This window comes from Acinetobacter chinensis (genome assembly GCF_002165375.2).
GTDB classification, from domain to species: domain Bacteria; phylum Pseudomonadota; class Gammaproteobacteria; order Pseudomonadales; family Moraxellaceae; genus Acinetobacter; species Acinetobacter chinensis.
The window spans coordinates 1,458,279-1,480,550 of sequence record NZ_CP032134.1; the positions used below are offsets into that span (position 1 = coordinate 1,458,279).

Below are 22,272 nucleotides of genomic sequence, written 5' to 3' on the forward strand. Positions count from 1 at the left end.
TTTTTATAACGTGGATGTAGCAAGTTTCAGTCCAAATCCACAGAAAAGGAATCCTACGCAGGCAACGCAGATTGCAGCAAATTTGTATCTGCTGTTAAAAAAGCTTGCCAGTTTTACACCGGAAAATATCAGAATGGTTAGATAGCCCATACTGATGATCTGCAGAATAAAAGAAAGCATGGCAAAACTGATCGCAGGATAAGGATAGGCAGGATCAACAAACTGTACGAAAAAAGACAGATAAAAGAAGATTGCTTTGGGATTCAGCACGCTGATGGTCAGTGCTGTCCGATAGGCATGTACTTCAGTAGAGGCTTCAGAAGCTGTATCTGAAGTCATTTTCTGAGGTGTATTTGACCATGTACGGACACTGGCAATCAGGAGTTTAATGCCCAGCCATGAAAGATAAGCAGCACCAAAAACTTTAAGGATGGTAAAAAGCCAGGGAAAAGCATGCAGCAGGGACGCTGCGCCCAATACTGTACACAGAATCAGGATCAGATCGCCGGTAAAAACGCCCAGTGCCCCCAGATAACCTGTTTTAATACCAAAACGGGAGGCAATGGACATCACATATAGTGAGTTAGGTCCTGGTAGAATGACAATTAAAATAGTCCCAATAATATAAGTGGTGACGTCTGTAATGCCAAACACGGGACACTCTCAAATAAAAAGGCTGATATAGAATTATAACAATATCAGCCTTAAAGGTGCACTGTTGGAGTGCATTAATCCTGAATTTCTGCATCCAGACCGAAGGACTGACGCAATAAGCTGTTCAGTTGCTGACGTGCTTTGATAAATCCATCAATTCCACCCTGGAGCAGCTGAAAAGCCATCAGGTCATTTTCAAGCTGAGTTTTGAAAGTGTCGTGATTCAGAACCTCTACAAAATGCTGTACATGCGCCTGAGCATGTTCTGGAGAAAGTTGAGCCTGAACTTCACGATCATCCGTTTCAAGTTCTGCAAGCAGATTTGGAGAAACGGTAAGTAAGTCACAACCTGCCAGCCCAAGAACCTGTTCAACACTTCTGAAACTTGCACCCATAATTTCGGTTTTGATCTGGTGCTGTTTGTAAAAGTGATAGATCTGTTTGACAGACAATACACCAGGATCTTTATCTACTGGATAATGGTCAACATTTTCAGCTTTTTTAAACCAGTCCAGAATACGACCTACAAATGGTGAAATCAGCGTAACACCTGCATCTGCACATGCCTGAGCCTGATGCAGACCGAATAAAAGTGTCAGATTACAGTGAATACCTTCAGCTTCAAGCTGTCTAGCTGCCTGAATACCATCCCAGGTGGATGCAATTTTAATCAGAATACGGTTCTGATCCACCCCATATTCTTTATACAGAGCAAGCAGCTCTTTTGCTTTCGCAACAGTGGCTTCAGTGTCGTATGAAAGTGCTGCATCGACTTCGGTTGAGACCCGACCATCAATCAGTTTAAGGATTTCAACACCCAGTTTAACAGTCAGAATATCAATCGTGCGTTCGACCAGAAGATCTGAAGTATATCCTTCGCTGAGTGCCTGTTCGTAAGCTTCTTCGATCAGCTCACGACTTTCAGGCTGACTTGCAGCAGCGGTAATCAATGAAGGATTTGTTGTTGCATCAAGAGGACGGAATTTTTCAATGGCAGTCAGATCACTGCTGTCAGCAACAATGGTAGTCAGTTTTTTTAGTTGGTCTAAAGCTGTTTGTGTCATTTAAATCAGATTCTTAAAGTTATTGCCTGTAATTCAGTTATATCACAAAGTTTACTCAACCCAAGTATCTGTATGCATTCTAAGCAGCTTAAATTGCGTCTTTTCGTAAATTTCGGAGGTGATTAATCAAAAAACGAGCAGCTGAACCCAGTTCACTTTCCCTGTTCCAGACCAGATCGACAAAATATTCAAATTTGGGTGTGAAATCCAGAAAATTCAGTACTTTTAAGTGTTGCTGAAGTTCAGGGTTTTCATTAAACATTTCCAGGGGGAGAACTCCCCAGCCTAGATTCTGCATAATCATGCTGCAGGCGGAATGATGATTGTCAGTTCGCCAGTGATGTTTTGAAAACAGAAGTTCAGGTTTGATGCTTTTATCACGACTGGCAACGGCAATCTGTCTGCTTTGATGAATCTGTTCAAAACTGACCTGATCATATGCAGCAAGCGGATGGTGAACAGATGCAACGGGAACCAGTGCTTCACGTTTTAACTCAACAAACTGTTCACTGCTTTCCAGCTGCTCACGTTCAAACATCAAGGCAAACTGAGCTGACTGATTTGTCAGCATTTTCTGGGCATCTTCCTGTGGAGCAGAATAAATATTGATCTGAAGTTCAGGAAACTGTTTTTCCAGCAGGGCAATATAATCAGTCCAGTTGGTATGCAGTAATTCAGATACGACCACAATATTCAGTGATGACTCCAGCCCTGAGCTGAGTGAAAGTGCATATTGTCTCCATTCATTGATTTCAATCAGCAGATTCTGTGTGCGTTCATACAGTGCAATTGCCTGTGCAGTCGGCACAGGTTCACGACCCTGGCGGATAAACAGTGTCAGATTTAAATCTATTTCCATATTGGCAATGGACATACTGACAGCTGAAGGTACTTTTCCGATCTTTCTTGCGGCAGCTGAAAATGAGCCTGTTTCCATGACAGTCTTAAAAATGGATAACTGTTCCTGATTAATGTTCATTAACTTATCAGATTATTTAAAAGAATTTATCTGATCTTAATAGTTATAGTGAAAGATTGAAATATATAGGAGAAAAGTGAATTAATTATTTGTTAAATAAAGCTAATAATATATTTAATATTATTTTATTTATTTAAGAACAAAACTGTGATGCATTCCCTTTGTTGTGATAAATATTGACCTTTAATGACTAAAATTACAAAAATATGTTTACTGCGTGGTAAAAAAACTTGCAAACAAACATACGTTGAATGTATACAAATCACTTAATAAGTGTGGTTATAAATAAAAATTCGTAACATAAATTAAAAGTCAGACAAGGAGTTGGACGATGAAACCTGGATATTTAGCAGTACCTCTGGCACTCGTATGTGCAATGCAGAATGCAGCAGCTGCCCCAGAAAATGGTAAACGTTTTTCTGTATCGGCGGGTTGGTTGCATGTCATGCCTCAGGGGAAAGCCAATCCATTTAATATTAATACAGCAGTGAAAGGTGGTACCAATGCTAAAGTAGGTCTAATTTCTCAGGATGGATTTCTTAAAGCAATTGATTCTGATGCTGTAACTGGGACAGGTTCTAACTTGAAAAATCAGCTGGAGGGACTATTGAACGGTCCTTTAGGGAGTAATGGTGGATCATTAAAGGATGCTGAGGGTAATATCAGGGAAAATATTGCGGGTACTGCGATTATTGATGGTTTGGAATCATGGGGAGCGAAGGGTACTGGGCTTGAGGCTGAAGATATAGATACATTGGGTTTGATGTTTAACTATTATCTAAATGATAAAGTGTCTCTACAGTTGATAGGTGGTATTCCACCTAAAGTTGATATTAAAGGAAAAGGTGAAATTACGGCACCATTGACTGGAAGTGCAAAACCCGGTGGAATAGCAGGTATCCTTTACAAGGATTTACCCTTGAATTATGCAGTACCAATTACCAATCTGAACTCATATAGTAAAGCTGCAACTGCACGTGCCTGGACACCTGCACTTGAAGCACAGTATCAGTTTGGTAAGCCAGGCATAGACAAGTTCAGACCTTTTGTGGGCGCAGGTTTAATGTATGCTTATTTTAATGATATCGAGTTGAATAAAGGTATTGAATCAGATCTGATTGCGGCTGGTCATATGATTCAGAACATTCATGATGGCAAAGCAGGTGCTGCACTGGATGGTAAAATATCCTCAGGTGATATGCGTGTCAAAGTGGATGCCAGTGATGCCATTGCACCAATTGTAACTGCTGGTTTCACTTATGATATTACACCATCATGGTTTACAACAGCATCTGTGTCCTACGCAAAACTGAACAATAAAGTGACCATTGATGTGATGAATAAAAACACCAGTGAAAAACTGATTCATGCAACGACTAAAATTGATATTGACCCAGTGATCACTTATGTCGGTGTAGGTTACCGTTTCTGATCATGGCGTGAGTAACAGTATTGATTTACTGTTACTCATTTTCGGATATCCGTCTGATGTAAAAGTAGTACCGTTTTATTCAAATAAAAAAATAATGTAGCTGTATCGGGTACAGATCCGGATTTTTCATTTCATATATACTTCATGACATTCTACGTATACAGATAAAAGATCACATCTGGATTATTTAGATAAAAGTGATGGCTTTTTATTTCACATTCTTTGCTTTAATTATCACTGAAGCTATTTTATAGACAGCATGAAAGTGCAATACTGATCCTGCACAAATAAAAATACAAATAAGGTCAATATGGAACAAAAAGAATTTGATTATATTGTCATTGGTGGTGGCAGTGCAGGAAGTGTGCTGGCAGGTCGGCTGAGTGAAAACCCTGATGTCACTGTATGTCTGCTTGAAGCAGGTGGAAAGGGTAACAGCTGGACGGTCAATGTGCCTTCAGCAGCAGTCGTGAGTATACCCACTAAAATTAATAACTGGGCTTTTGAAACCGTTCCTCAGAAAGGTTTAAATGGTCGCAAGGGTTATCAGCCTCGTGGAAAAGGGCTTGGTGGTTCATCCAATATCAATGCGATGGTTTATGTGCGGGGGAATAAAGCTGATTATGATGACTGGGCATCTTTAGGTAATCCAGGCTGGTCATACGATGATGTTCTTCCTTATTTTATAAAATCTGAAAACAATGAACGGATACGCAATGCATTTCATGGCAATGATGGTCCGCTGTCCGTTTCAGATTTAAGAACGGACAATATCTGGCATGAGCGTTATGTTGCGGCTGCAAGAGAGCAAGGTTATAAGATTCTGGATGATTTCAACGGTGAAGAACAGGAAGGACTGGGTGTTTATCAGGTGACTCAGGTCAACGGAGAACGTTGTACTGTGGCAAAAGCCTATCTGTTTCCTCATCTTGAACGTGAAAATCTGACCGTCATTACTGAAGCTCTGACTCAGAAAATCATCATTGAAAATAATACTGCCACTGGGGTTGAGTTTAAACAGGGTGGCAGCGTTGTGCAGATTAAAGCTCGCCAGGAAGTTCTGCTCAGTGCCGGTGCGATTCAGTCGCCCCAGATTTTAATGCTGTCGGGTATTGGTGATAAAGAAGAGCTGAATCAGCATCAGATCGAAGTCAAAAAACATCTGCCTGGTGTGGGTAAAAATTTTCATGATCATCCGGATTTTATTTTTGGATTTACTGCTAAAGATACGCAGGACACTTTTGGAATTTCCATACCTGGCACACTGGATATGTTCAAGCAGATTGGCAGATACCGTAAAGAAAAGGCAGGTAAGCTGACATCCAATTTTGCTGAATGCGGTGGTTTTATTAAAAGCTCTCCAGAACAGAAAGTGCCTAATCTGCAGCTGCATTTTGTTGTGGCAATTGTGGAAGACCATGCCCGAAAATTTCACGCCAGTCATGGTATTTCCTGCCATGTCTGCCTGTTGAATCCTCTGAGTCGCGGAACAGTCAGACTGAGCGGTTCTAAGGTTGAAGATCCGCTGTTGATTGATCCTGCATTTCTGGCGGAGGAGCAGGATCTGGAGGAGATGGTGAAAGCGTATAAAATCACCCGTCAGCTTTTAAACTCAAAATCCATTGCGGAACACTGTAAAAAAGATCTGTTTACCGAAAATGTTCAGACAGATGATGAAATCAGGCAGATTCTCAGAGAGCGGACGGATACGGTCTATCATCCTGTGGGTAGCTGTCGGATGGGTATGGATGAAATGGCCGTGGTTGATCCACAGCTCAGGGTGCATGGCATAAAAAATCTGCGTGTGGTGGATGCATCCATTATGCCGACCGTTGTAAATGGCAATACAAATGCACCGGTGATCATGATTGCTGAGAAAGCTGTCGATATGATCAGAAAAACTCAACAGCTTGCAGTACAGCAGGCAGAATCGGCATAATCTGAAAATACTGCATATAAAGTGATACTGAAGTTGAAGCTGATGTTCGGCAGGAGCTGAGAAAAATAATATGCTCCGCTGAACGCATGTTTCATCAAATAAAGGAAATGCATATGAATACCATACTTCCCATGGATGATCAGGCACTTGAGCTGGAAAGGATTTTTCATCAGCAGAAAGAAGCATACAGTCAGCAGCCTTATCCATCGCTTGAGCAACGTAAGGCACAGCTTCTGACTTTAAAGGAACTGCTGGTCAGACACCAGGACGAAATCGCTGAGGCAATCAGTCGGGACTTTTCAAACCGCAGTAAAGATGAAACTTTGCTATTTGAACTGATGACCAGTATTTCGGGTATCAAGCACAGTCTGAAGAACTTAAAGAAATGGATGAAACCTGAAAAAAGGGATGTGGGGATACTGTTTCAGCCTGCAAAAGCCTATATCTGTTATCAGCCTGTAGGTGTTGTCGGCGTTGTGGTTCCCTGGAACTATCCATTGTTCCTAGCGGTGGGTCCTTTGGCACAGGCGATTGCAGCGGGTAATCGTGTCATGCTGAAAATGAGTGAATTTACTCCTGTATTTTCAGCACTGTTTAAGCGTCTGATTGCAGAAAATTTTGCTGATGATCAGATCTGTGTGGTTACTGGTGATGCGCAGGTTGCTCAGAGTTTTACGGCACTGGGTTTTGATCATTTACTGTTTACGGGAGCAACGTCCATTGGCAAGCATGTGTTGCGTGCAGCTGCGGAAAATATGACACCAGTCACGCTGGAGCTGGGCGGGAAGTCTCCTGCAGTCGTTGCTTCGGATGCTGAACTGGTTGAAACGGCTAAACGGATTGTTTTTGGTAAGGCAATGAATGCAGGGCAGACCTGTGTTGCACCGGATTATGCATTTGTTCACAGCTCTCAGGTGGAGCAGTTTATTACTGCTTACAAAGCGGCACTTGAGCAGTTTTATCCTGGAGATATTCAGAACAATCCTGATTACACTGCCATTATCAGTGAGCGGCAGTTTTTGCGTTTACAGAGTTATCTGACTGATGCCGAGCAGAAAGGAGCAAATGTCATTCTGTTAAAAGGTGAAGACAGTCAGCGGCGTATGGCACACAGGATTGTGACAGGAGTTTCTGATGATATGTTGCTCATGCAGAATGAAATTTTTGGACCGGTTTTACCTGTTGTGGCGTATCAGTCCATGGATGAGGTGATTGAGTACATTAATGGACATGACAGACCACTGGCGCTGTATTATTTTGGATATAATCGAGCAGAACAGCAACGGGTTCTGAACCATACACACAGTGGTGGGGTATGTCTGAATGAAACGCTGCTGCATGTTGGACAGGAAGATATGCCTTTTGGTGGCATTGGTCCATCAGGTATGGGGCATTATCATGGGGTGGAAGGCTTTAAGACATTCAGTCATGCTAAATCTGTATTTGAACGACCAAAATTCAGCATGATGAAACTGGTTTATCCACCTTATGGCACAGCCATACAGCAGTGGATTTATAAGCTCTTTATCGGTACGGTAAAAAAGCTTCAGAAATAGAACTGAATCCGTGACCAATAAAAAAAGCGTTAAACTGAGTTAACGCTTTTTTTATTTTTAAGAAGCAGGATTACTGAATTTTTTTGAAAAGAAAATCATTGATTTTGTGACCTTCTTCAAGACCACGACGTTCAAATTTAGTCTGAGGACGCCATTCAGGGCGAGGATAGCTGTTACCTTTGCCTGCCATATTTTCCAGGCGAGGGCGGTTGTCTAGTACATCCAGCATCCACTCTGCATAAGGTTCCCAGTCCGTTGCTGAATGGAATGTTCCACCCATTTCAAGTTTCTGTTCAACCAGAGGCATGCGGTCATGCGAAACAAAACGGCGTTTGAAATGGCGCTTTTTCTGCCACGGATCCGGGAAATACAGCTGAACAGCATTAATACTGTTATCAGGCATTTCACGTAGAACCTGAATCGCATCAGCATCCAGTAAACGCAGGTTTTTCAGTTCTGCTATGCCAGCCTCATAGACACACTGTGCAATACCTGGAACATGAACTTCAATACCGACATAGTTACGTTCAGGGTTGGCTTTTGCCATCAGTACCAGCGAACGACCCATACCAAAACCGATTTCAACAGTTAGTGGTCGTTCAGGGTGCTCAAAGTACTGGCGCAGATCACCCACTGGGTATTCCAGAATCATATGACCATATTGTTCCAGAGCAGTACGCTGTGAAGTATTCAGTGGAGAAGAACGGCGCATAAACGTCACAATTTCACGGTGCTCGTTCAGATTATCCAGTTCCACGACCTGCTGGTCTAATTGATCATTTGACATAACTTTGGCAAATCTAAAAATTCAGAATGCGGTATTTTAAGTCCTGAGCTGAACAAGTCAAACCTTTTGCCCTGAATTTATGTATAAAACAGTTCAGTGGATCTTCTGTTTTAAGCTTTGTTACAGCAACTGAAACTGAAATTCAGCAGTGATTATCAGGTCTGTTGAATATCGGGTATGAATGGCAGCATAACTTCAATGACTGTACGCCCAGGCTGTGATTCAACCTGGAACTGACCACCGATACGTTCTATACGCGCACGCATACTTTGCAGTCCGACATGCAGTCCTGAGTCCACTTCAGCAGGAGAAAAGCCGATGCCATTGTCTTCAATCTGAAGCACCAGCCAGCCATTTTCATTTTCACGCAGTGTGACGTAAACCTGTGTGGCTTTGCTGTGTTTTAAAATATTGGTCAGGGCTTCTTCGGCAATACGTGTAAGGGTAATGCAGTACAGTGCACTGGGTTGAGTCTGCCACTGCTGTTCAAAATGCCATTTTGAACGGATATCTGTTTCTTCAAACAGCTGTACAAATCTGTGGCGGATTGGTGCTGCCCATTCCACTGGTGTGGCCGGAATTTTGGAGGTCAGACTTGAGCCTGAATCAATGACTTGCCGTAAATCGTTACGGAGCAGTTTCAGAATGGACATAACCTGAGGCTTTTCTATTTTTTCATTATGTTCCAGGGTCAGCATGGAACGGACAATTGAACCGCCTAAGCCATCATGCAGATCGTGGGAAAGATGTATACGTTCCTGCAGGCGAACATTTTCAAGTGCAAGCTGATGCTGTTTTTCTAAGGATTCAGTCAGTTCAGCTCTGGCGCGATATACATTTTCCGAAAGGGTTTTATTAAACTGTTTGATCTGACGACTGTTACGCGCTAAACGTAATGCTAAAACCGCACCTAAAGCTAAAGTTGTAAAAGGACCTGTATATGGAGAAAGAGGGTGTCCTTCCATTGTAATGACAAAGTGTGCATCATGTAGAGCAATAGGTATAAATATTAAATACACACCTGCCATTAAATAACTTTCAGGAAGTTTTGAACGATAGGCAAGGAACGGAAAACAGATGCATTTTGCTAAAAAAATCAGCATGGCAATCGCAAAAAATATCTGTATAACGCTATTTAGCTGAGACAGTGGTGAAAGGCTCAGGCAGACTGAAGCACATAAGAAAAAACTCCATAAAATCTTTTCCAGGCGGGCAAAACTGAGATGTACAAAGGTCCAGGCTGCAACACAGCCAGCTACGGTATAAAAACAGAAAATAATATTCTGAATGCGGTCCAGTGTTGTAGTTGAAAATAACAATGGATCGGACAATAAATAGCATGTGCTGTATAGAATCCAGCAGAAATTAATAATGCCATACCAGAAAAAACTTCGTTCTTCTCGGTTGGTGAACCATGCCAATAAATAGAAAATACCGACCACAAAACAGATCATGACGTTGAAGATTGCCAGGGTGCGTTTTTCTAATACCCAGTTTTTATAAATGGGATAAACATGCTGGTTTATTCCCATCTCCAGGCGACCTAAGCCAGATTTTTGTGTAAGACTGCCATAAACCTGTATCCATAAAATGTTTCGACCTTCCTTTATGCTGGAAGAAGCGATGTTCCACTGGCGAGGCATATACTGACTACGTGAAGCAGGTTCCTGTAAGGATAAATCACTCCAGAGCAATGCATCATTGATAAAAATTCTGCCGCTCTGGGTTATATTTTCAAGGGCGAAACTCAGCGGAGCCTGGATCGGGTCTTTACATGCATAATCAAACTGGACTTTGTACCATGCCATATCATGAAAGTCGGGCCAGCGTTTTTCCCATCGGTCAGGCAGTTTTTCAAGCTTGATCCACCCATCTGTAGGCTTCTGCATCGGCTGATTCAGGTTGCCTTTTGCCACTTCAATCTGCTGTACTCTTATCTGGCACGAATCAGCTGGATTCTGTGAGGGAATGGATGCAGACGCTGTACTGCAAAGTCCACTGAACACCATAAAGCACATGAAGAGTACCGTCATAACAGTATCTGTACTGAACTTAAATGAATATTGAGTGGATTTCTGCATCATTACACGTGTTTCCCGCTACATCATGACTATACTGGTGAGTCGAAAATAAATATTTAATATCAAAGACTAATCTAAAAATTATAGTTTTTTTATGAACAGATATACAGCGATATTTAATGAAATTTCTGTGAAAATTCAGACAAGATTCATAGCGTATGTACAATCAGCATAAACCTTGTATATCGCCTTTGTATTACTGAAAAACCTGTGTTTTTACCTAAGTGTTGATACGCTCAATCAGCAGACTGCTGGCTTCATTCAAACCGATGACTTTGACCTGAATACCCTGAGATTCAAATTTCTGTACGACAGTGTTCGGCATATTGACTGAGGTGATATCCCAGATGTGTGCATGCGTCAGGTCTATGACAACAGACAGAATCGCTTCTTTGAAATCAAAAAACTGATAAAATTTTTCTGAACTGCTGAAAAATATCTGTCCATAAACAATATATTTACGGGTGTTCTGATTCAGTGAAGACTCAACTCTGACACTGCTTTCAAGTTTGTTGATCATAAACAGCGCAGAGAGCAGCACACCGGAAAGTACGCCTAAAGCAAGATTGTGAGTACTCAGTACAATAATGACAACAGTAATCATCACAATATTAAAGGAGGTCGTGTGCTGTCTGAACTGTCTGACAGATGCCCATTGAAACGTTGTAAAGGACACCATGATCATAATGGCAACCAGTGCTGCCATTGGAACATAAGCCAGCCAGTCTTTCAGAAAAACAACAAGACAGAGCAGGAAGACACCTGCAATCAGTGTGGACAGGCGTGTACGCGCTCCAGATGATACATTGATCATGGACTGACCAATCATGGCGCAGCCCGCCATTCCTCCCATAAAACCACTGATGATGTTGGCAATCCCTTGACCACGGCATTCCTGATGACGGTCACCTTCGCTTTGCGTGATCTCATCAATCACGGTTGTGGTCATCATGGTTTCAAGTAAACCCACAGTGGCTAAAGTGATGGAATAAGGAAAAATGATCTGTAAAGTCTCAAAACTTAGTGGAATCTGAGGGATCAGAAAAACAGGCAATGTATCAGGAAGCTGTCCCAGGTCGCTGACTGTACGCATATCAGCATTCAGTAAAAGAGTCAGAGTACTCAGCACAATAATGCAGATCAACGGTGAGGGCAGAAGCTTTCCGATTTTAGGGATATAAGGAAACAGGTAAATGATGGCTAAGCCTGCTGCGATAAATAAATAGCCTAAGCCATTCATTTTGTTTATTTCAGGGAGCTGCGCTGCAAAAATCAAAATCGCGAGTGCATTTAAAAATCCGTAAACCACAGCCTGCGATACAAAACGCATCAGCTTTGCAATTTTAAAATAACCGGCAACAAGCTGAATTATTCCTGTTAACACTGTTGCAGCAAGCAGGTACTGTAAGCCATGTTCTTTAACAAGGGTGATCATCAGTAAAGCCATTGCACCGGTTGCTGCTGAAATCATGGCAGGGCGACCACCAAAAAAAGCAATACTGACTGCAATACAGAAAGAAGCGTATAAACCCACCTGTGGATCGACACCTGCAATTGCTGAAAATGCAATGGACTCAGGAATCAGCGCCAAACCGACCACTAAACCTGCTAGTACATCTGTTCTGATATTGGAAAACCACTGTTCTTTTTTCAGGTGAATCACAACTGACCTTATCGCTTTTTTGAAAGCGGCTATGTTAATCCATTCATAAATAAAAGCGCATGAGATTTTTTCAATGAAAAGTGGATTAAATTTCAGCAAACAACAGTGGGTCTGTTTTTATTTTTACGCTTGCTTGCAATTTTGCGCAGTTCACATCTTGCAAAACGTGCTGAAGCCATTTAAAACAGTATGAGTTATATAACAAGGATTATTTATGAAGTTGTATTATTCTCCAGGTGCGTGCTCACTGGCTTCTCATATTATTTTAAATGAAATCAATGTGGACTTTGACCTGGTTCGGGTAGATTTAAAAACACATACAACAGAAAAAGGTGTGGATTATTACGAAATTAACCCAAAGGGTTATGTGCCGGCACTGGAAATTAATCCAGGTCTGATTCTGACAGAAAATGTGGCGGTTCTTCCTTTTCTTGCACAACATGACCCTAAACAGGATCTAATCCCACCATCGGGTCTTGGGCGTGCTAAAGTTCTTGAATGGCTTGGTTACCTGAACTCTGAACTGCATGATGCCTATGCGGTATTTTTTGGTCCTGAGTTATCCGCTGAAGAAAAACAGCGTGCTTATGCAACTATAGATAAAATTCTGAAATATACCGAAAAGTATCTTCAGGAGTCAGATTATGATTATCTGGTCAATGATCACTTTGGTCCTGCAGATGCTTATCTGTTTGTACTGACCAACTGGTCTTCTATGATTGGTCATGATCTCAGCGCGTATAAAAATATTAATGCACTGCGTGAAAAAGTAGGTTCGCGTCAGTCTGTACAGATTGCCATGCGTGATGAAGGACTGATTCCTTAAAGAATCGACTGACTTATGTAATAAAAAAGCAGGCATGATTGCCTGCTTTTTTATTGAATCTGTTTTCTTATTTGAAGAAATAACCAGTTTCAGGTGAGCTTGCACTGGCCATGCGTTTGCGTGGCATACGACCTGCAAGGAAAGCCTCACGACCAGCTTCAATTGCTTTTTTCATTGCAGAAGCCATCAATACAGGATTTTGAGCTGCTGCAATCGCTGTGTTCATCAGAACACCATCACAGCCCAGTTCCATTGCAATCGCAGCATCACTTGCTGTACCGACACCAGCATCTACAAGGACAGGAACTTTTGCATTTTCTTTAATAATGGAAACTGTGTGAGGATTCAGAATACCTAAACCAGAACCGATCAGACTGCCTAATGGCATGATGGCAACACAGCCCATGCTCTCAAGTTCCTGAGCAACAATCGGATCGTCTGAGGTATAGACCATCACTTCAAAACCATCATCAATCAAAGTTTTTGCTGCTTTGAGTGTCTCTACAACATTAGGATACAGTGTTTTTTCATCCCCAAGAACTTCCAGTTTGACGAGGTTGTGTCCATCCAGCAGTTCACGTGCAAGCATACAGGTGCGCACTGCGCTGTTTGCATCGAAGCAGCCGGCAGTATTCGGAAGAATGGTGTATTTCTCAGGAGGAATCACAGAGAGTAAATTCGGCTGGTCTGGATGCTGACCAATGTTGACACGACGGATTGCAACCGTCACGATTTCAGCACCACTTGCCTGAATAGCCAGATCTGTTTCCTGAAGGTCTTTGTATTTGCCTGTGCCCACCAGTAAGCGGGATTTAAAAGTACGTGAACCAATAATGAGGGGGGTGTCTTCCATGGGAGCTCCAGTTCAGCCGCCACCAACGGCCTGAATGATTTCAATTCGGTCTGCATCACAGACAGGGGTTTGTTCAAGTTTGCTTTTGGAAATAATCATTTCATTTTTTTCCACTGCAAAACGCTTGCCTTCGAGGGACATTTCCTGGATTAATTCAAGCAGGTTGGAGCAATGGGTTTCTTTTGCTTCCCCATTCAGATAAATCAGCATACAGAATTTCTCTTTATTTACCGTGTTTCGCAGCATTCCATGCCAGTAATAACCAGCCTGCAATCATCAGAGCACCACCCATAGGTGTGATTGCACCCAGTCCGCGTGGAAGTCCGAGCGCCATAATATACAGAGAGCCTGAGAACAGCAGTATACCCAACTGAATAAGGATAAAACTGTTTCTGACAGGTATCTGAGGGCTGACCCGGGCAATAATGGAAAGTGCCATTAAGCCAAGTGCATGCCAGAAAAAATAGTCAGTAGCAGTTTGCCACCAGTTTAATTGTGCTGCTGTTGCGTGAGCTTTCAGACCATGTGCACCAAAAGCACCAAGAATGACTGCAAGAGCAAGGTTAAGCGCTGAAATGGCAATGAACATAGCAAAGATGAACTGTTGAAAATTGCGCATTACCTTATCATAGTTTTTATGGCAGGTTAATGCTGAATTGCACCTGAACTACAGGCAAAATAAAAGGGCAGAAATCGCCCTTTTATTTTCGTATGTATGACATCAGTTGGAAGACATGGCAACTTTAATTTTTTCCATGGCATTTTTTTCAAGCTGACGGATACGTTCAGCTGAAACATTATATTCTGCTGCAAGTTCATGCAGTGTGGATTTGTCATCATCCAGCCATCTGCGCTGAAGAATGTTGCGTGAACGGTCATCCAGCTGATCCATTGCTTCATGAAGTGCAGAGGTGCTCTGTTCTTCATAGTCTTCATTTTCAACCAGAACAGCAGGATCGTAGCGGTTATCTTCAAGATACAGTGCCGGTGCAACATGAGTTGAACCTTCATCATCATCGTCGCCCTGAGCCTCAAAAGCTGCATCATAGGCAGTCAGACGACCCTCCATCTCAAGAACCTGTTCTGGTGTGACATTCAGGTCTCTAGCGATGGACTTTGCTTCTTCGAGTGTCAGTTTTTTACTGGATTTTTTTAAGCTGCGCAGATTAAAGAACAGTTTACGCTGTGCTTTGGTGGTTGCGATTTTGACAATCCGCCAGTTCCGGATCACATATTCATGAATTTCAGCTTTGATCCAGTGAACCGCAAAAGACACCAGGCGTACGCCCATGTTTGGGTCGAAACGTTTAACGGCTTTCATCAGCCCCAGGTTACCTTCCTGGATCAGATCGCCCTGAGGTAAGCCATAACCTGCATAGCTGCGGGCAATATGTACAACAAAGCGCAAATGCGACATTACGAGCATTTTGGCTGCATCAAGATCCTGGTCATAATAATAGCGTTCGGCCAGCTCTTTTTCCTGTTCAGCAGTTAAAATGGGAATCTGATTGACAGTACTGATATAGGCACCAAGATTTACGCCAGGTGCCGATAATGACAGGGGCATCAACTGATTGCTGCTGTCACTCATGTGTACTCCTTAATATAGGGATAATGGTTTTTTTACCAGGTTTTTTCATCTTAAAGCCAATGTTCCTGGGAATTAAGGAAAATTGGGTAGAGAAATGTAAAAAATTATGCAGATTTGAAAAATAATATATTAAATGAAAATAATTAAGATTCAATTAAGTAATGGTATTCAGTTTCAGAAATTTTCAGCAGTTCACATTTAATCTGATGAATCTGACAATAACGCAGAACATCCTGCTGGCTGTGTGGGTCAGATGATTTTAATAACAGTATCTGATGCTGCTCATTTTTTAAAGCGCGTTTCAGCATCAGCAGTGGCATAGGGCAGGGTTTACCCATGGCATCAATAACAGGGGGAAGCGGTTGCTCATTCATAAAGCAGTCTGTTCTGGAAGCATTCATTTCTGGTCTATTTTAACAAAGACATGCCGTTAACCCAAACTTAATTTTTAACCAGACTTGCTGATATTAAAGGAGATATAAGCATTTCTGAAAATAAGATTAACTTTACAGACGATATGTTAAAAAAAATCTATTATTTGTGAGCAACCCGTGTTAAGCTCGTTGCGTACTGCGGATTTACTACAATTTTGTTTTAAAATCCTATGCTACAAATGGATGTAACCGGGATTTTGTTAATAGTAATACAGAATGATTACAAGCTTAGAAATAATAATTTCAATTCTTGTTTGCTCTGCTGTTTGCAACACCGGGTGGTCCTTCTTTTTTAAACAATGAGGATTAACTTATGACAGCTCGCGAACAAGGCGTTGTTAAATGGTTCAATGACACTAAAGGTTTTGGTTTTATTCAACGTAATGGCGGCGATGACGTATTCGTTCATTTCCGTGCAATTATGGGTGATGGCCACCGTTCACTTCGTGATGGTCAACGCGTTGAATTCAGCGTAGTGAAAGGTCAGAAAGGTTTCCAGGCTGAAGAAGTTCAACCTTTAGACTAATTCTGAAGTTTCCTGAAAAACGCCCCAATGTATATTGGGGCGTTTTTCGTTTATAATGGCGCATCTTTTTGTGATGATTTAAGTTAGAGCACATTTTTATGTCATCTGGTTTTGAAACCTTAAATTTACACCCGAAACTGAAACAGGCTATTGATGCTCTCGGTTTCAAGGAAATGACTCCGATTCAGCAGAAGGTTTTGAAATTTACTCTGGCTGGACATGATGCAATTGGTCGTGCACAGACTGGTACGGGAAAAACAGCTGCATTCCTTGTCAGTGTCATTAATGATCTTTTGAATAATCCCATTACAGATCAACGCTTCAGAGGAGAACCTCGGGCTTTGATTCTTGCGCCAACAAGGGAGCTTGCATTACAGATCGAAAGTGATGCAAAGGATCTGACAAAATTTACAGATCTGCATCTGGTCACTTTACTGGGTGGTGTTGACTTCGATAAACAGAAAGCTCAGCTGGACAAAAAATTCGTCGATATTATGGTTGCAACCCCTGGTCGACTGATTGACTTTGTTGAGCAGAAAGAAGTCTGGTTGGATCGTATCGAATTTCTGGTTATTGATGAAGCAGACCGTTTACTGGATATGGGATTCATTCCATCGGTTAAGCGTATTGTTCGTTTCTCTCCAAGAAAAGAACAGCGCCAGACACTGATGTTCTCTGCAACGTTCAGCTATGACGTACTGAATCTTGCGCAGCAATGGCTGTTTGAGCCGGTTACAGTGGAAATTGAACCTGAGAAAAAAACCAATGCTGACGTAGAACAGCGGGTTTATATGGTTGCAGGTTCAGATAAATACAGACTTTTGCGTGATATTTTACGTGATGAACCGATTGAAAAAGTGATGATCTTCGCCAACCGTCGTGATCAGGTGCGTAAGCTCTATGATCATCTGAAAAGAGATGGTTATAAGGTTGTTATGCTTTCGGGTGAAATAGCTCAGGACAAACGCCTGAAAATGCTTGATCAGTTCAAAAACGGTCAGCACAATATTATGATCGCAACAGATGTGGCTGGTCGTGGTATTCATGTGGATGGTGTGTCACATGTTGTGAATTTCACTTTGCCAGAGCAGTCCGATGATTATGTACACCGTATTGGTCGTACTGGTCGTGCAGGAACTCGTGGAGTCAGTATTAGTTTTCTTTCTGAGGATGATGCTTTTTATCTGCCGGAAATTGAAAAAGCAATCGGACAAAAATTACCATTGACCCGTCTGGATGGTTATTGCTGATATTTGATCTGAAGTAAAAAGCCCTTTTGAAAGGGCTTTTTTTGTATCAGGCAGTTTTTATTTTGCTTTGCAGTAAAAGTTCAGAACGGTCTGATAGTCTTCATCACTGTTTAAGCCTGTGCTTTTGCCAGTAATTGAGCCAAGTACACCCGCTGCAGCCTGAATCATCTGTCCGGTTTTTTCATCAACCACGCCTTTCAGGGCGCCATTGTATTCAGTTTTTTCATCAGTAATTACAGCTGTTGCTTTGTTGCCACAGGTTTTATTGGCAGCTTCAACTGCATTGTTTTTTGCAATCAGATTGCTTTTGCCTACCCCTGTAACTTCAAACTGATTGTTTTCTTTCTGGATCGCCAGAGAGCTGGTTGGATTTGATGCACAGGCAGTCAAAACTAAGGCAGTGGTTAAAACTGCTGTCAGAGATAATAATTTTTTCATAGTATTCCTGTTGAGGATGTATTTAATTTAATTAAACATATTTTTTCAGTTTAACCTGGTAGGCGGTGTATGCAAAATGCAGTTTTGTATTGTCACTTTGTGAAGATCATCAGAGTTGAGAGTGACATTACATGTGCAGGGTGAGCTTTCTGATAATTCATCTTATGCTGGTTTTTTAGTGGTTCATGGTTGCTGAGTGTGAAATGCCTGTTATGGGGGATGTTGTGCTTGTAAATAGTAATAGAGTTCAGTTTCATGAGTATGCTAATCTTGCACTCAACTGGAATTTTAAAATTTACAAGTCAATGACGGATACAGCAGTAGATACAGTACTTCAAAATATTCACCATCGTCAGTCGGTTGGTCATCTGATTGAACCTGCACCTGATGCTGAACAGCTGGAGCTTGCGTTTCATGCTGCATTAACAGCACCGGATCACCATCGTTTAAAGCCAACCAGATTTGTTGTGATTGCCGGAGATCAGCGGGAAGCTTTTGGCAGTCTGTTATCTGAAGCGATGGCAGACTTAGGTGAAACTGAGGCTGCACAGCTTGAAAGAGTAAAGCAGCATCCATTTCGCGCGCCTATGCTGGTGGTGGTAATGACTAAATTTCAGGAGCATGCAAAAGTTCCTGATTTTGAACAGACTTTAAGTACAGGTGCTGCTGTACAGAATTTTCTGCTGGCATTGCAGGCTCAGGGGTTTGCAACGATGTGGCGCAGTGGGGCTGTTGTGGAGTCTGGATTGTTTAAGAAAGCACTGGGGCTTGAGGAAAAGGATCTTGTTTCTGGCATTATTTATGTCGGTACTGCGGCTAAAGCAATTCCTCCACGTGGTGAAATCAATATCCAGGATTATGTATCAGACTGGAAGAAATAGTTTTTAAATTTGTGATTGGGATATAAAAATAATGTCAGAGTTAAAGTTTTCAGATCTGGTCGAGCCTGTTGCTGTCAATGAGAAAACAGCTTTAAGAGTTACTGTACTTGGTGGTGGAAGTTTCGGAACAGCGATGGCTAATACTGCTGTTAGAAACGGCTGCGATACCATGATCTGGATCCGTGATGAAAAAACGGCAAATGAAATCAATCAGACGCATATCAACAAACGCTATTTACCGGATTTTCCACTGGAGCCTGCACTGAAAGCGGTTTCTGATATTGAAACTGCTGTATGTAACCGGGATATTATTCTGGTTGCGATTCCGAGTCATTCTTTCCGCGATGTTCTGAAACAGATAAAACCGTTCATTACATCTCAGGCTGTTGTTTCACTGACCAAAGGTATTGAAGCGGAAACCTTCAGTTTTATGAGTGATATCATTCGTGCAGAATTGCCTGAAATCCCTTATGGGGTACTGTCGGGTCCAAATCTGGCAAAAGAAATTGTTGCAGGTCAACCTGCGGGTACAGTGATTGCCAGTGATTCTGAACTGGTTCGTTATGCGGTACAGCAGGCACTGCATAGTGCATTGTTTCGTGTATTTGGCAGTGATGATGTTCATGGTGTGGAACTGGGCGGCGCGCTGAAAAATATTTATGCTGTCGCGATGGGGATGGCTGCTGCTTATAATGTGGGTGAAAATACAAAAAGTATGATTCTGACCCGGGCACTGGCCGAAATGAGTCGTTTTGCTGTCAAACTTGGTGCGAATCCTCTGACTTTCCTTGGGTTGTCAGGTGTGGGTGATCTTTTTGCAACCTGTAACAGTCCATTAAGTCGTAATTATCAGGTTGGATATGCTTTAGGCAAAGGTAAAAGTCTGGAGCAGGCGACTAAAGAACTGGGGCAGACTGCTGAAGGGATCAACACCATTGTTCAGGTAAAGAAACGCTCAGCGGATCTGGATGTATACATGCCAATCACCTGTGCTTTATACGATGTGATTTTTGATGGTGCGCCACCCATGTCCATTGCAGTTTCTCTGATGAAAAATGGGCATCGCAGTGATGTAGAGTTTGTACTTCCTCATCATGCTGTCTGATTTATAAAATATTGATCATTTATGATGGTTTAAAGAATCTGAACTGTCATAAAGCCTGTTTATTATGGCTGTAAAACGGATAAGGAAATTTTATGCAACTGACACTGGTTCGTCATGGTGAGGCAGTTCCGCCTGTGGACGGTAATGATATCAAGCGTCCTCTGACAGAGCGTGGACATTTGCAGGCTGCTGAAACAGCTGAGTTTTTAAAAAACAGAATTCAGCCAGATGTATTTGTTGTCAGCCCACTTTTGCGGGCACAGGAAACCTTAAGTTATATTCAGAAAAATTTTCCTGATGTTCCTGTGGTTGTCTGCAATGCGGTGAAACCAGATGATGATGGGCGGGTTGCAGTGGAATGGCTGTCTTATTTGCCGTATGAGTCAGTTGTGGTTGTATGTCATATGAATGTTGTGGCATATATGGAATCTGTACTGATTGAAGAATCTTTCCATCCTTTTGCACTGGCAGAAGCACGACTGTATGAGCAGGCTGTTATTGCACCTGGTCTGTCTGTAAAAACCACTGCATTTATACCAGAATCTTAATTTCAATTTTTAAAATGGCAGAAGAATAACAATGTTGCATTTATGGATGCCAGAGACAAGCGGGGCCTGGCACTGGTCTGTTGGAGAGCACTGGAATCAGGCTGTATCGCTTGAACAGCTGATTCAGGATATCCAGGGCTACCATGGGGAAGAGGCGATCGTGTTTTTTCCATCCCGAAATTTGCAGATTCTGCAACAGCAGTTGCCTAAAGCGCAGTATAAACAGCTGGGCGCGGATGGTGTTAAATATCTGCTGGAGGAATTTGTAATTTTCCCTATGGATGCAATGAAAGTGCTGAATCACTTTCAGAGCCCTGATCAGTTAACTGTGCTCGGTGTCTCAAAGGGTGCGGTTGAAACGATGCAGCATGCGCTGAATCTGATCCCTGTTAAAATTGTTTCGTTATTGCCTGATTTTCTTATACTGCCAGTTCCTGCGCAGGATGAAACAGTTATTGTCAACATAAACGGTCGTCTGTTGGTTCGTGAAAATGAATTTCTGGGTAATTCCATAGATGATCTTTCCTTGTTTCTGGATTACCAGCCGAAATCAAAAAAATACCGAATTTCAGGCTTTACAGATGAACAGCTGAGTACAGTTGAAGCAGCAGCGACACAGGAATTACTGGAAAGTTTTCAGTATGAGTTTGTGGTGCTGAAAAAAAGTAAAAATCATCCTTTTAATTTTCTGCCTAAAGCAACGCGTGAGGGAGGTGTTTCTGGTTACTGGAAAGCCTGTGCAGCTGTTCTGTTGAGCGTGCTGGCAATACAGTTCAGTTATGATGCTGTGCGATGGTTTAAGCTGAAAAAAGTTGCAGATCAGACTGCGCTACAGGCAACTGATCAGTTTAAGTACTGGTTTGGGCAGAATTATCCTGTGACTGAGCAGAATATTAAAAGTCAGTTTAAGGCGCAGCTTGAGAAAAGTAAGGCTGCAAATACTCAGGCTTTACAGTTGCTCAGTAGAATAGGCCCTGTTCTGATGCAGAATCAGATCGTGGCTCAAAGAGTGAATTATGATGCATCCATGCTCAGTATGGAACTGAAAGCAGGTTCATCGACAGTTCTTCAGAATCTGACACAGCAGTTGAATCAGCAGGGATTTAAGGTTGAACTTGGAAATATTCAGCCTGATGGTGCAGGTGTTATAGGATTGGTGAAAATACAGTAATGGAAGCAACTGATAAATTACAGCAGCAGTTGGGCAGCTGGTCTGAAAAAATAAGCGATTATCTGGATAGCTTATCCACGCGTGAACGCCTGCTTGTCATATTCACCTGTATTTTTGTTGTGGTGGTAGGTGTGGGGTCTGCTATCTGGGCAATGTATACAGCTGCAGAAAAGCAACAGGACAGAGTTCGTGAGCTGAAGGATACCGTGGTGTGGATGCAGAGTAATGCAGTCACGATGAAACCGGCTACAGATCTTGAATTAAGTGCTTCAGATAAGGTACAGCGTATAGCGCAACAGCAGGGATTGTCTGTAGCATCTCAGCAGCAGGGCGATCAGATCCAGCTGGTGGTGACGCATCAGAATTACTCAGTACTGGCTGTTTTTTTGACTCAGTTGGCGCAGATGGGCTTAAGTATAGAAAAAATGGAATTAATTTCTGAAGCCGGTCAGATTAAATTAACGGCGACTGTACAATAAAGTCAGGAAATTATC

The 22,272-nt window shown here is 42.1% G+C and carries 23 protein-coding genes; 11 read left to right on the forward strand and 12 right to left on the reverse strand.

Annotated elements, in window-relative coordinates:
* Positions 1-3: 3 nt before the first annotated feature.
* The 3 genes from leuE to aceR form a co-directional block, all read right to left on the reverse strand.
* Positions 4-654, reverse strand: coding sequence for a leucine efflux protein LeuE (gene leuE / locus CDG60_RS07670; protein WP_087511556.1), 651 nt, complete (start codon positions 652-654; stop codon positions 4-6).
* Between the two features lie 74 nt (positions 655-728).
* Entirely contained in the window at positions 729-1,718 is a 990-nt protein-coding gene (gene tal / locus CDG60_RS07675) for a transaldolase (RefSeq protein ID WP_087511557.1), read from the reverse strand.
* Between the two features lie 88 nt (positions 1,719-1,806).
* Positions 1,807-2,697: an HTH-type transcriptional regulator AceR gene (aceR, locus tag CDG60_RS07680; protein ID WP_087511558.1), complete on the reverse strand. Its 891-nt coding sequence runs from the start codon at positions 2,695-2,697 to the stop codon at positions 1,807-1,809.
* Positions 2,698-3,028: 331 nt separating this feature from the next.
* On the opposite strand from aceR, the gene CDG60_RS07685 reads away from it, so the two are divergent.
* The 3 genes from CDG60_RS07685 (at position 3,029) to CDG60_RS07695 (ending at position 7,624) form a co-directional block, all read left to right on the forward strand.
* The gene (locus CDG60_RS07685) at positions 3,029-4,129 is read left to right on the forward strand and encodes an OmpW/AlkL family protein (protein ID WP_087511559.1); all 1,101 of its coding nucleotides are present in this window, start codon (positions 3,029-3,031) and stop codon (positions 4,127-4,129) included.
* 310 nt (positions 4,130-4,439) lie between these two features.
* A complete protein-coding gene (locus CDG60_RS07690; RefSeq protein ID WP_087511560.1) occupies positions 4,440-6,068 on the forward strand; it encodes a GMC family oxidoreductase in 1,629 nt (542 codons plus the stop codon).
* A gap of 113 nt (positions 6,069-6,181) precedes the next feature.
* The gene (locus CDG60_RS07695) at positions 6,182-7,624 is read left to right on the forward strand and encodes a coniferyl aldehyde dehydrogenase (protein WP_227542944.1); all 1,443 of its coding nucleotides are present in this window, start codon (positions 6,182-6,184) and stop codon (positions 7,622-7,624) included.
* A gap of 70 nt (positions 7,625-7,694) precedes the next feature.
* Here the strand turns inward: CDG60_RS07695 and trmB are convergent, their stop codons facing one another.
* The 3 genes from trmB to CDG60_RS07710 all read right to left on the reverse strand — a co-directional run bounded on the left by trmB (position 7,695) and on the right by CDG60_RS07710 (position 12,155).
* Positions 7,695-8,411: a tRNA (guanosine(46)-N7)-methyltransferase TrmB gene (gene trmB / locus CDG60_RS07700; RefSeq protein ID WP_087511562.1), complete on the reverse strand. Its 717-nt coding sequence runs from the start codon at positions 8,409-8,411 to the stop codon at positions 7,695-7,697.
* A gap of 155 nt (positions 8,412-8,566) precedes the next feature.
* A complete protein-coding gene (locus tag CDG60_RS07705; protein ID WP_087511563.1) occupies positions 8,567-10,495 on the reverse strand; it encodes a sensor histidine kinase in 1,929 nt (642 codons plus the stop codon).
* Between the two features lie 217 nt (positions 10,496-10,712).
* Positions 10,713-12,155, reverse strand: coding sequence for a SulP family inorganic anion transporter (locus CDG60_RS07710; protein ID WP_087511715.1), 1,443 nt, complete (start codon positions 12,153-12,155; stop codon positions 10,713-10,715).
* 214 nt (positions 12,156-12,369) lie between these two features.
* Between CDG60_RS07710 and CDG60_RS07715 the strand changes: the two genes are divergently transcribed.
* On the forward strand, positions 12,370-12,981 hold the full coding sequence (locus CDG60_RS07715) for a glutathione binding-like protein (RefSeq protein WP_087511564.1): 612 nt from the start codon (positions 12,370-12,372) through the stop codon (positions 12,979-12,981).
* A 67-nt stretch (positions 12,982-13,048) separates the two neighbouring features.
* Here CDG60_RS07715 and CDG60_RS07720 read toward each other — a convergent pair whose 3' ends face one another.
* The 5 genes from CDG60_RS07720 to CDG60_RS07740 all read right to left on the reverse strand — a co-directional run bounded on the left by CDG60_RS07720 (position 13,049) and on the right by CDG60_RS07740 (position 15,799).
* The gene (locus CDG60_RS07720) at positions 13,049-13,834 is read right to left on the reverse strand and encodes a thiazole synthase (RefSeq protein ID WP_087511565.1); all 786 of its coding nucleotides are present in this window, start codon (positions 13,832-13,834) and stop codon (positions 13,049-13,051) included.
* A 12-nt stretch (positions 13,835-13,846) separates the two neighbouring features.
* Positions 13,847-14,044 (reverse strand): sulfur carrier protein ThiS, encoded by a 198-nt coding sequence (thiS, locus tag CDG60_RS07725; RefSeq protein ID WP_087511566.1) that lies wholly within the window; start codon positions 14,042-14,044, stop codon positions 13,847-13,849.
* Positions 14,045-14,057: 13 nt separating this feature from the next.
* Positions 14,058-14,423: a DUF423 domain-containing protein gene (locus tag CDG60_RS07730; protein WP_087511716.1), complete on the reverse strand. Its 366-nt coding sequence runs from the start codon at positions 14,421-14,423 to the stop codon at positions 14,058-14,060.
* Between the two features lie 132 nt (positions 14,424-14,555).
* Complete coding sequence (gene rpoH / locus CDG60_RS07735; RefSeq protein WP_087511567.1) at positions 14,556-15,425, reverse strand: RNA polymerase sigma factor RpoH; 870 nt, start codon at positions 15,423-15,425, stop codon at positions 14,556-14,558.
* 143 nt (positions 15,426-15,568) lie between these two features.
* Complete coding sequence (locus tag CDG60_RS07740; RefSeq protein WP_087511717.1) at positions 15,569-15,799, reverse strand: sulfurtransferase TusA family protein; 231 nt, start codon at positions 15,797-15,799, stop codon at positions 15,569-15,571.
* 373 nt (positions 15,800-16,172) lie between these two features.
* Between CDG60_RS07740 and CDG60_RS07745 the strand changes: the two genes are divergently transcribed.
* Both CDG60_RS07745 and rhlB read left to right on the forward strand, forming a co-directional pair.
* Positions 16,173-16,385, forward strand: a complete 213-nt coding sequence (locus CDG60_RS07745) for a cold-shock protein (protein WP_086177837.1) — start codon at positions 16,173-16,175, stop codon at positions 16,383-16,385.
* 98 nt (positions 16,386-16,483) lie between these two features.
* On the forward strand, positions 16,484-17,635 hold the full coding sequence (gene rhlB, locus CDG60_RS07750; protein WP_087511568.1) for an ATP-dependent RNA helicase RhlB: 1,152 nt from the start codon (positions 16,484-16,486) through the stop codon (positions 17,633-17,635).
* Between the two features lie 57 nt (positions 17,636-17,692).
* On the opposite strand, the gene CDG60_RS07755 is transcribed toward rhlB, so the two are convergent.
* Positions 17,693-18,073: a hypothetical protein gene (locus CDG60_RS07755; protein WP_087511569.1), complete on the reverse strand. Its 381-nt coding sequence runs from the start codon at positions 18,071-18,073 to the stop codon at positions 17,693-17,695.
* A gap of 305 nt (positions 18,074-18,378) precedes the next feature.
* On the opposite strand from CDG60_RS07755, the gene CDG60_RS07760 reads away from it, so the two are divergent.
* The 5 genes from CDG60_RS07760 to CDG60_RS07780 all read left to right on the forward strand — a co-directional run bounded on the left by CDG60_RS07760 (position 18,379) and on the right by CDG60_RS07780 (position 22,257).
* Positions 18,379-18,954 carry a nitroreductase family protein gene (locus CDG60_RS07760; RefSeq protein WP_087511718.1) on the forward strand — a complete coding sequence of 192 codons (576 nt, stop codon included), beginning with the start codon at positions 18,379-18,381 and terminating at the stop codon, positions 18,952-18,954.
* Between the two features lie 31 nt (positions 18,955-18,985).
* Positions 18,986-20,059, forward strand: a complete 1,074-nt coding sequence (locus tag CDG60_RS07765; RefSeq protein ID WP_087511570.1) for an NAD(P)H-dependent glycerol-3-phosphate dehydrogenase — start codon at positions 18,986-18,988, stop codon at positions 20,057-20,059.
* A 92-nt stretch (positions 20,060-20,151) separates the two neighbouring features.
* Complete coding sequence (locus tag CDG60_RS07770; RefSeq protein WP_087511571.1) at positions 20,152-20,607, forward strand: phosphoglycerate mutase family protein; 456 nt, start codon at positions 20,152-20,154, stop codon at positions 20,605-20,607.
* A 31-nt stretch (positions 20,608-20,638) separates the two neighbouring features.
* Positions 20,639-21,778 (forward strand): type II secretion system protein GspL, encoded by a 1,140-nt coding sequence (gene gspL / locus CDG60_RS07775; RefSeq protein WP_087511572.1) that lies wholly within the window; start codon positions 20,639-20,641, stop codon positions 21,776-21,778.
* Positions 21,778-22,257, forward strand: a complete 480-nt coding sequence (locus tag CDG60_RS07780; protein WP_087511573.1) for a type II secretion system protein M — start codon at positions 21,778-21,780, stop codon at positions 22,255-22,257. Before gspL ends, CDG60_RS07780 begins: the two co-directional genes overlap by 1 nt.
* The last annotated feature ends 15 nt before the right edge of the window (positions 22,258-22,272 follow it).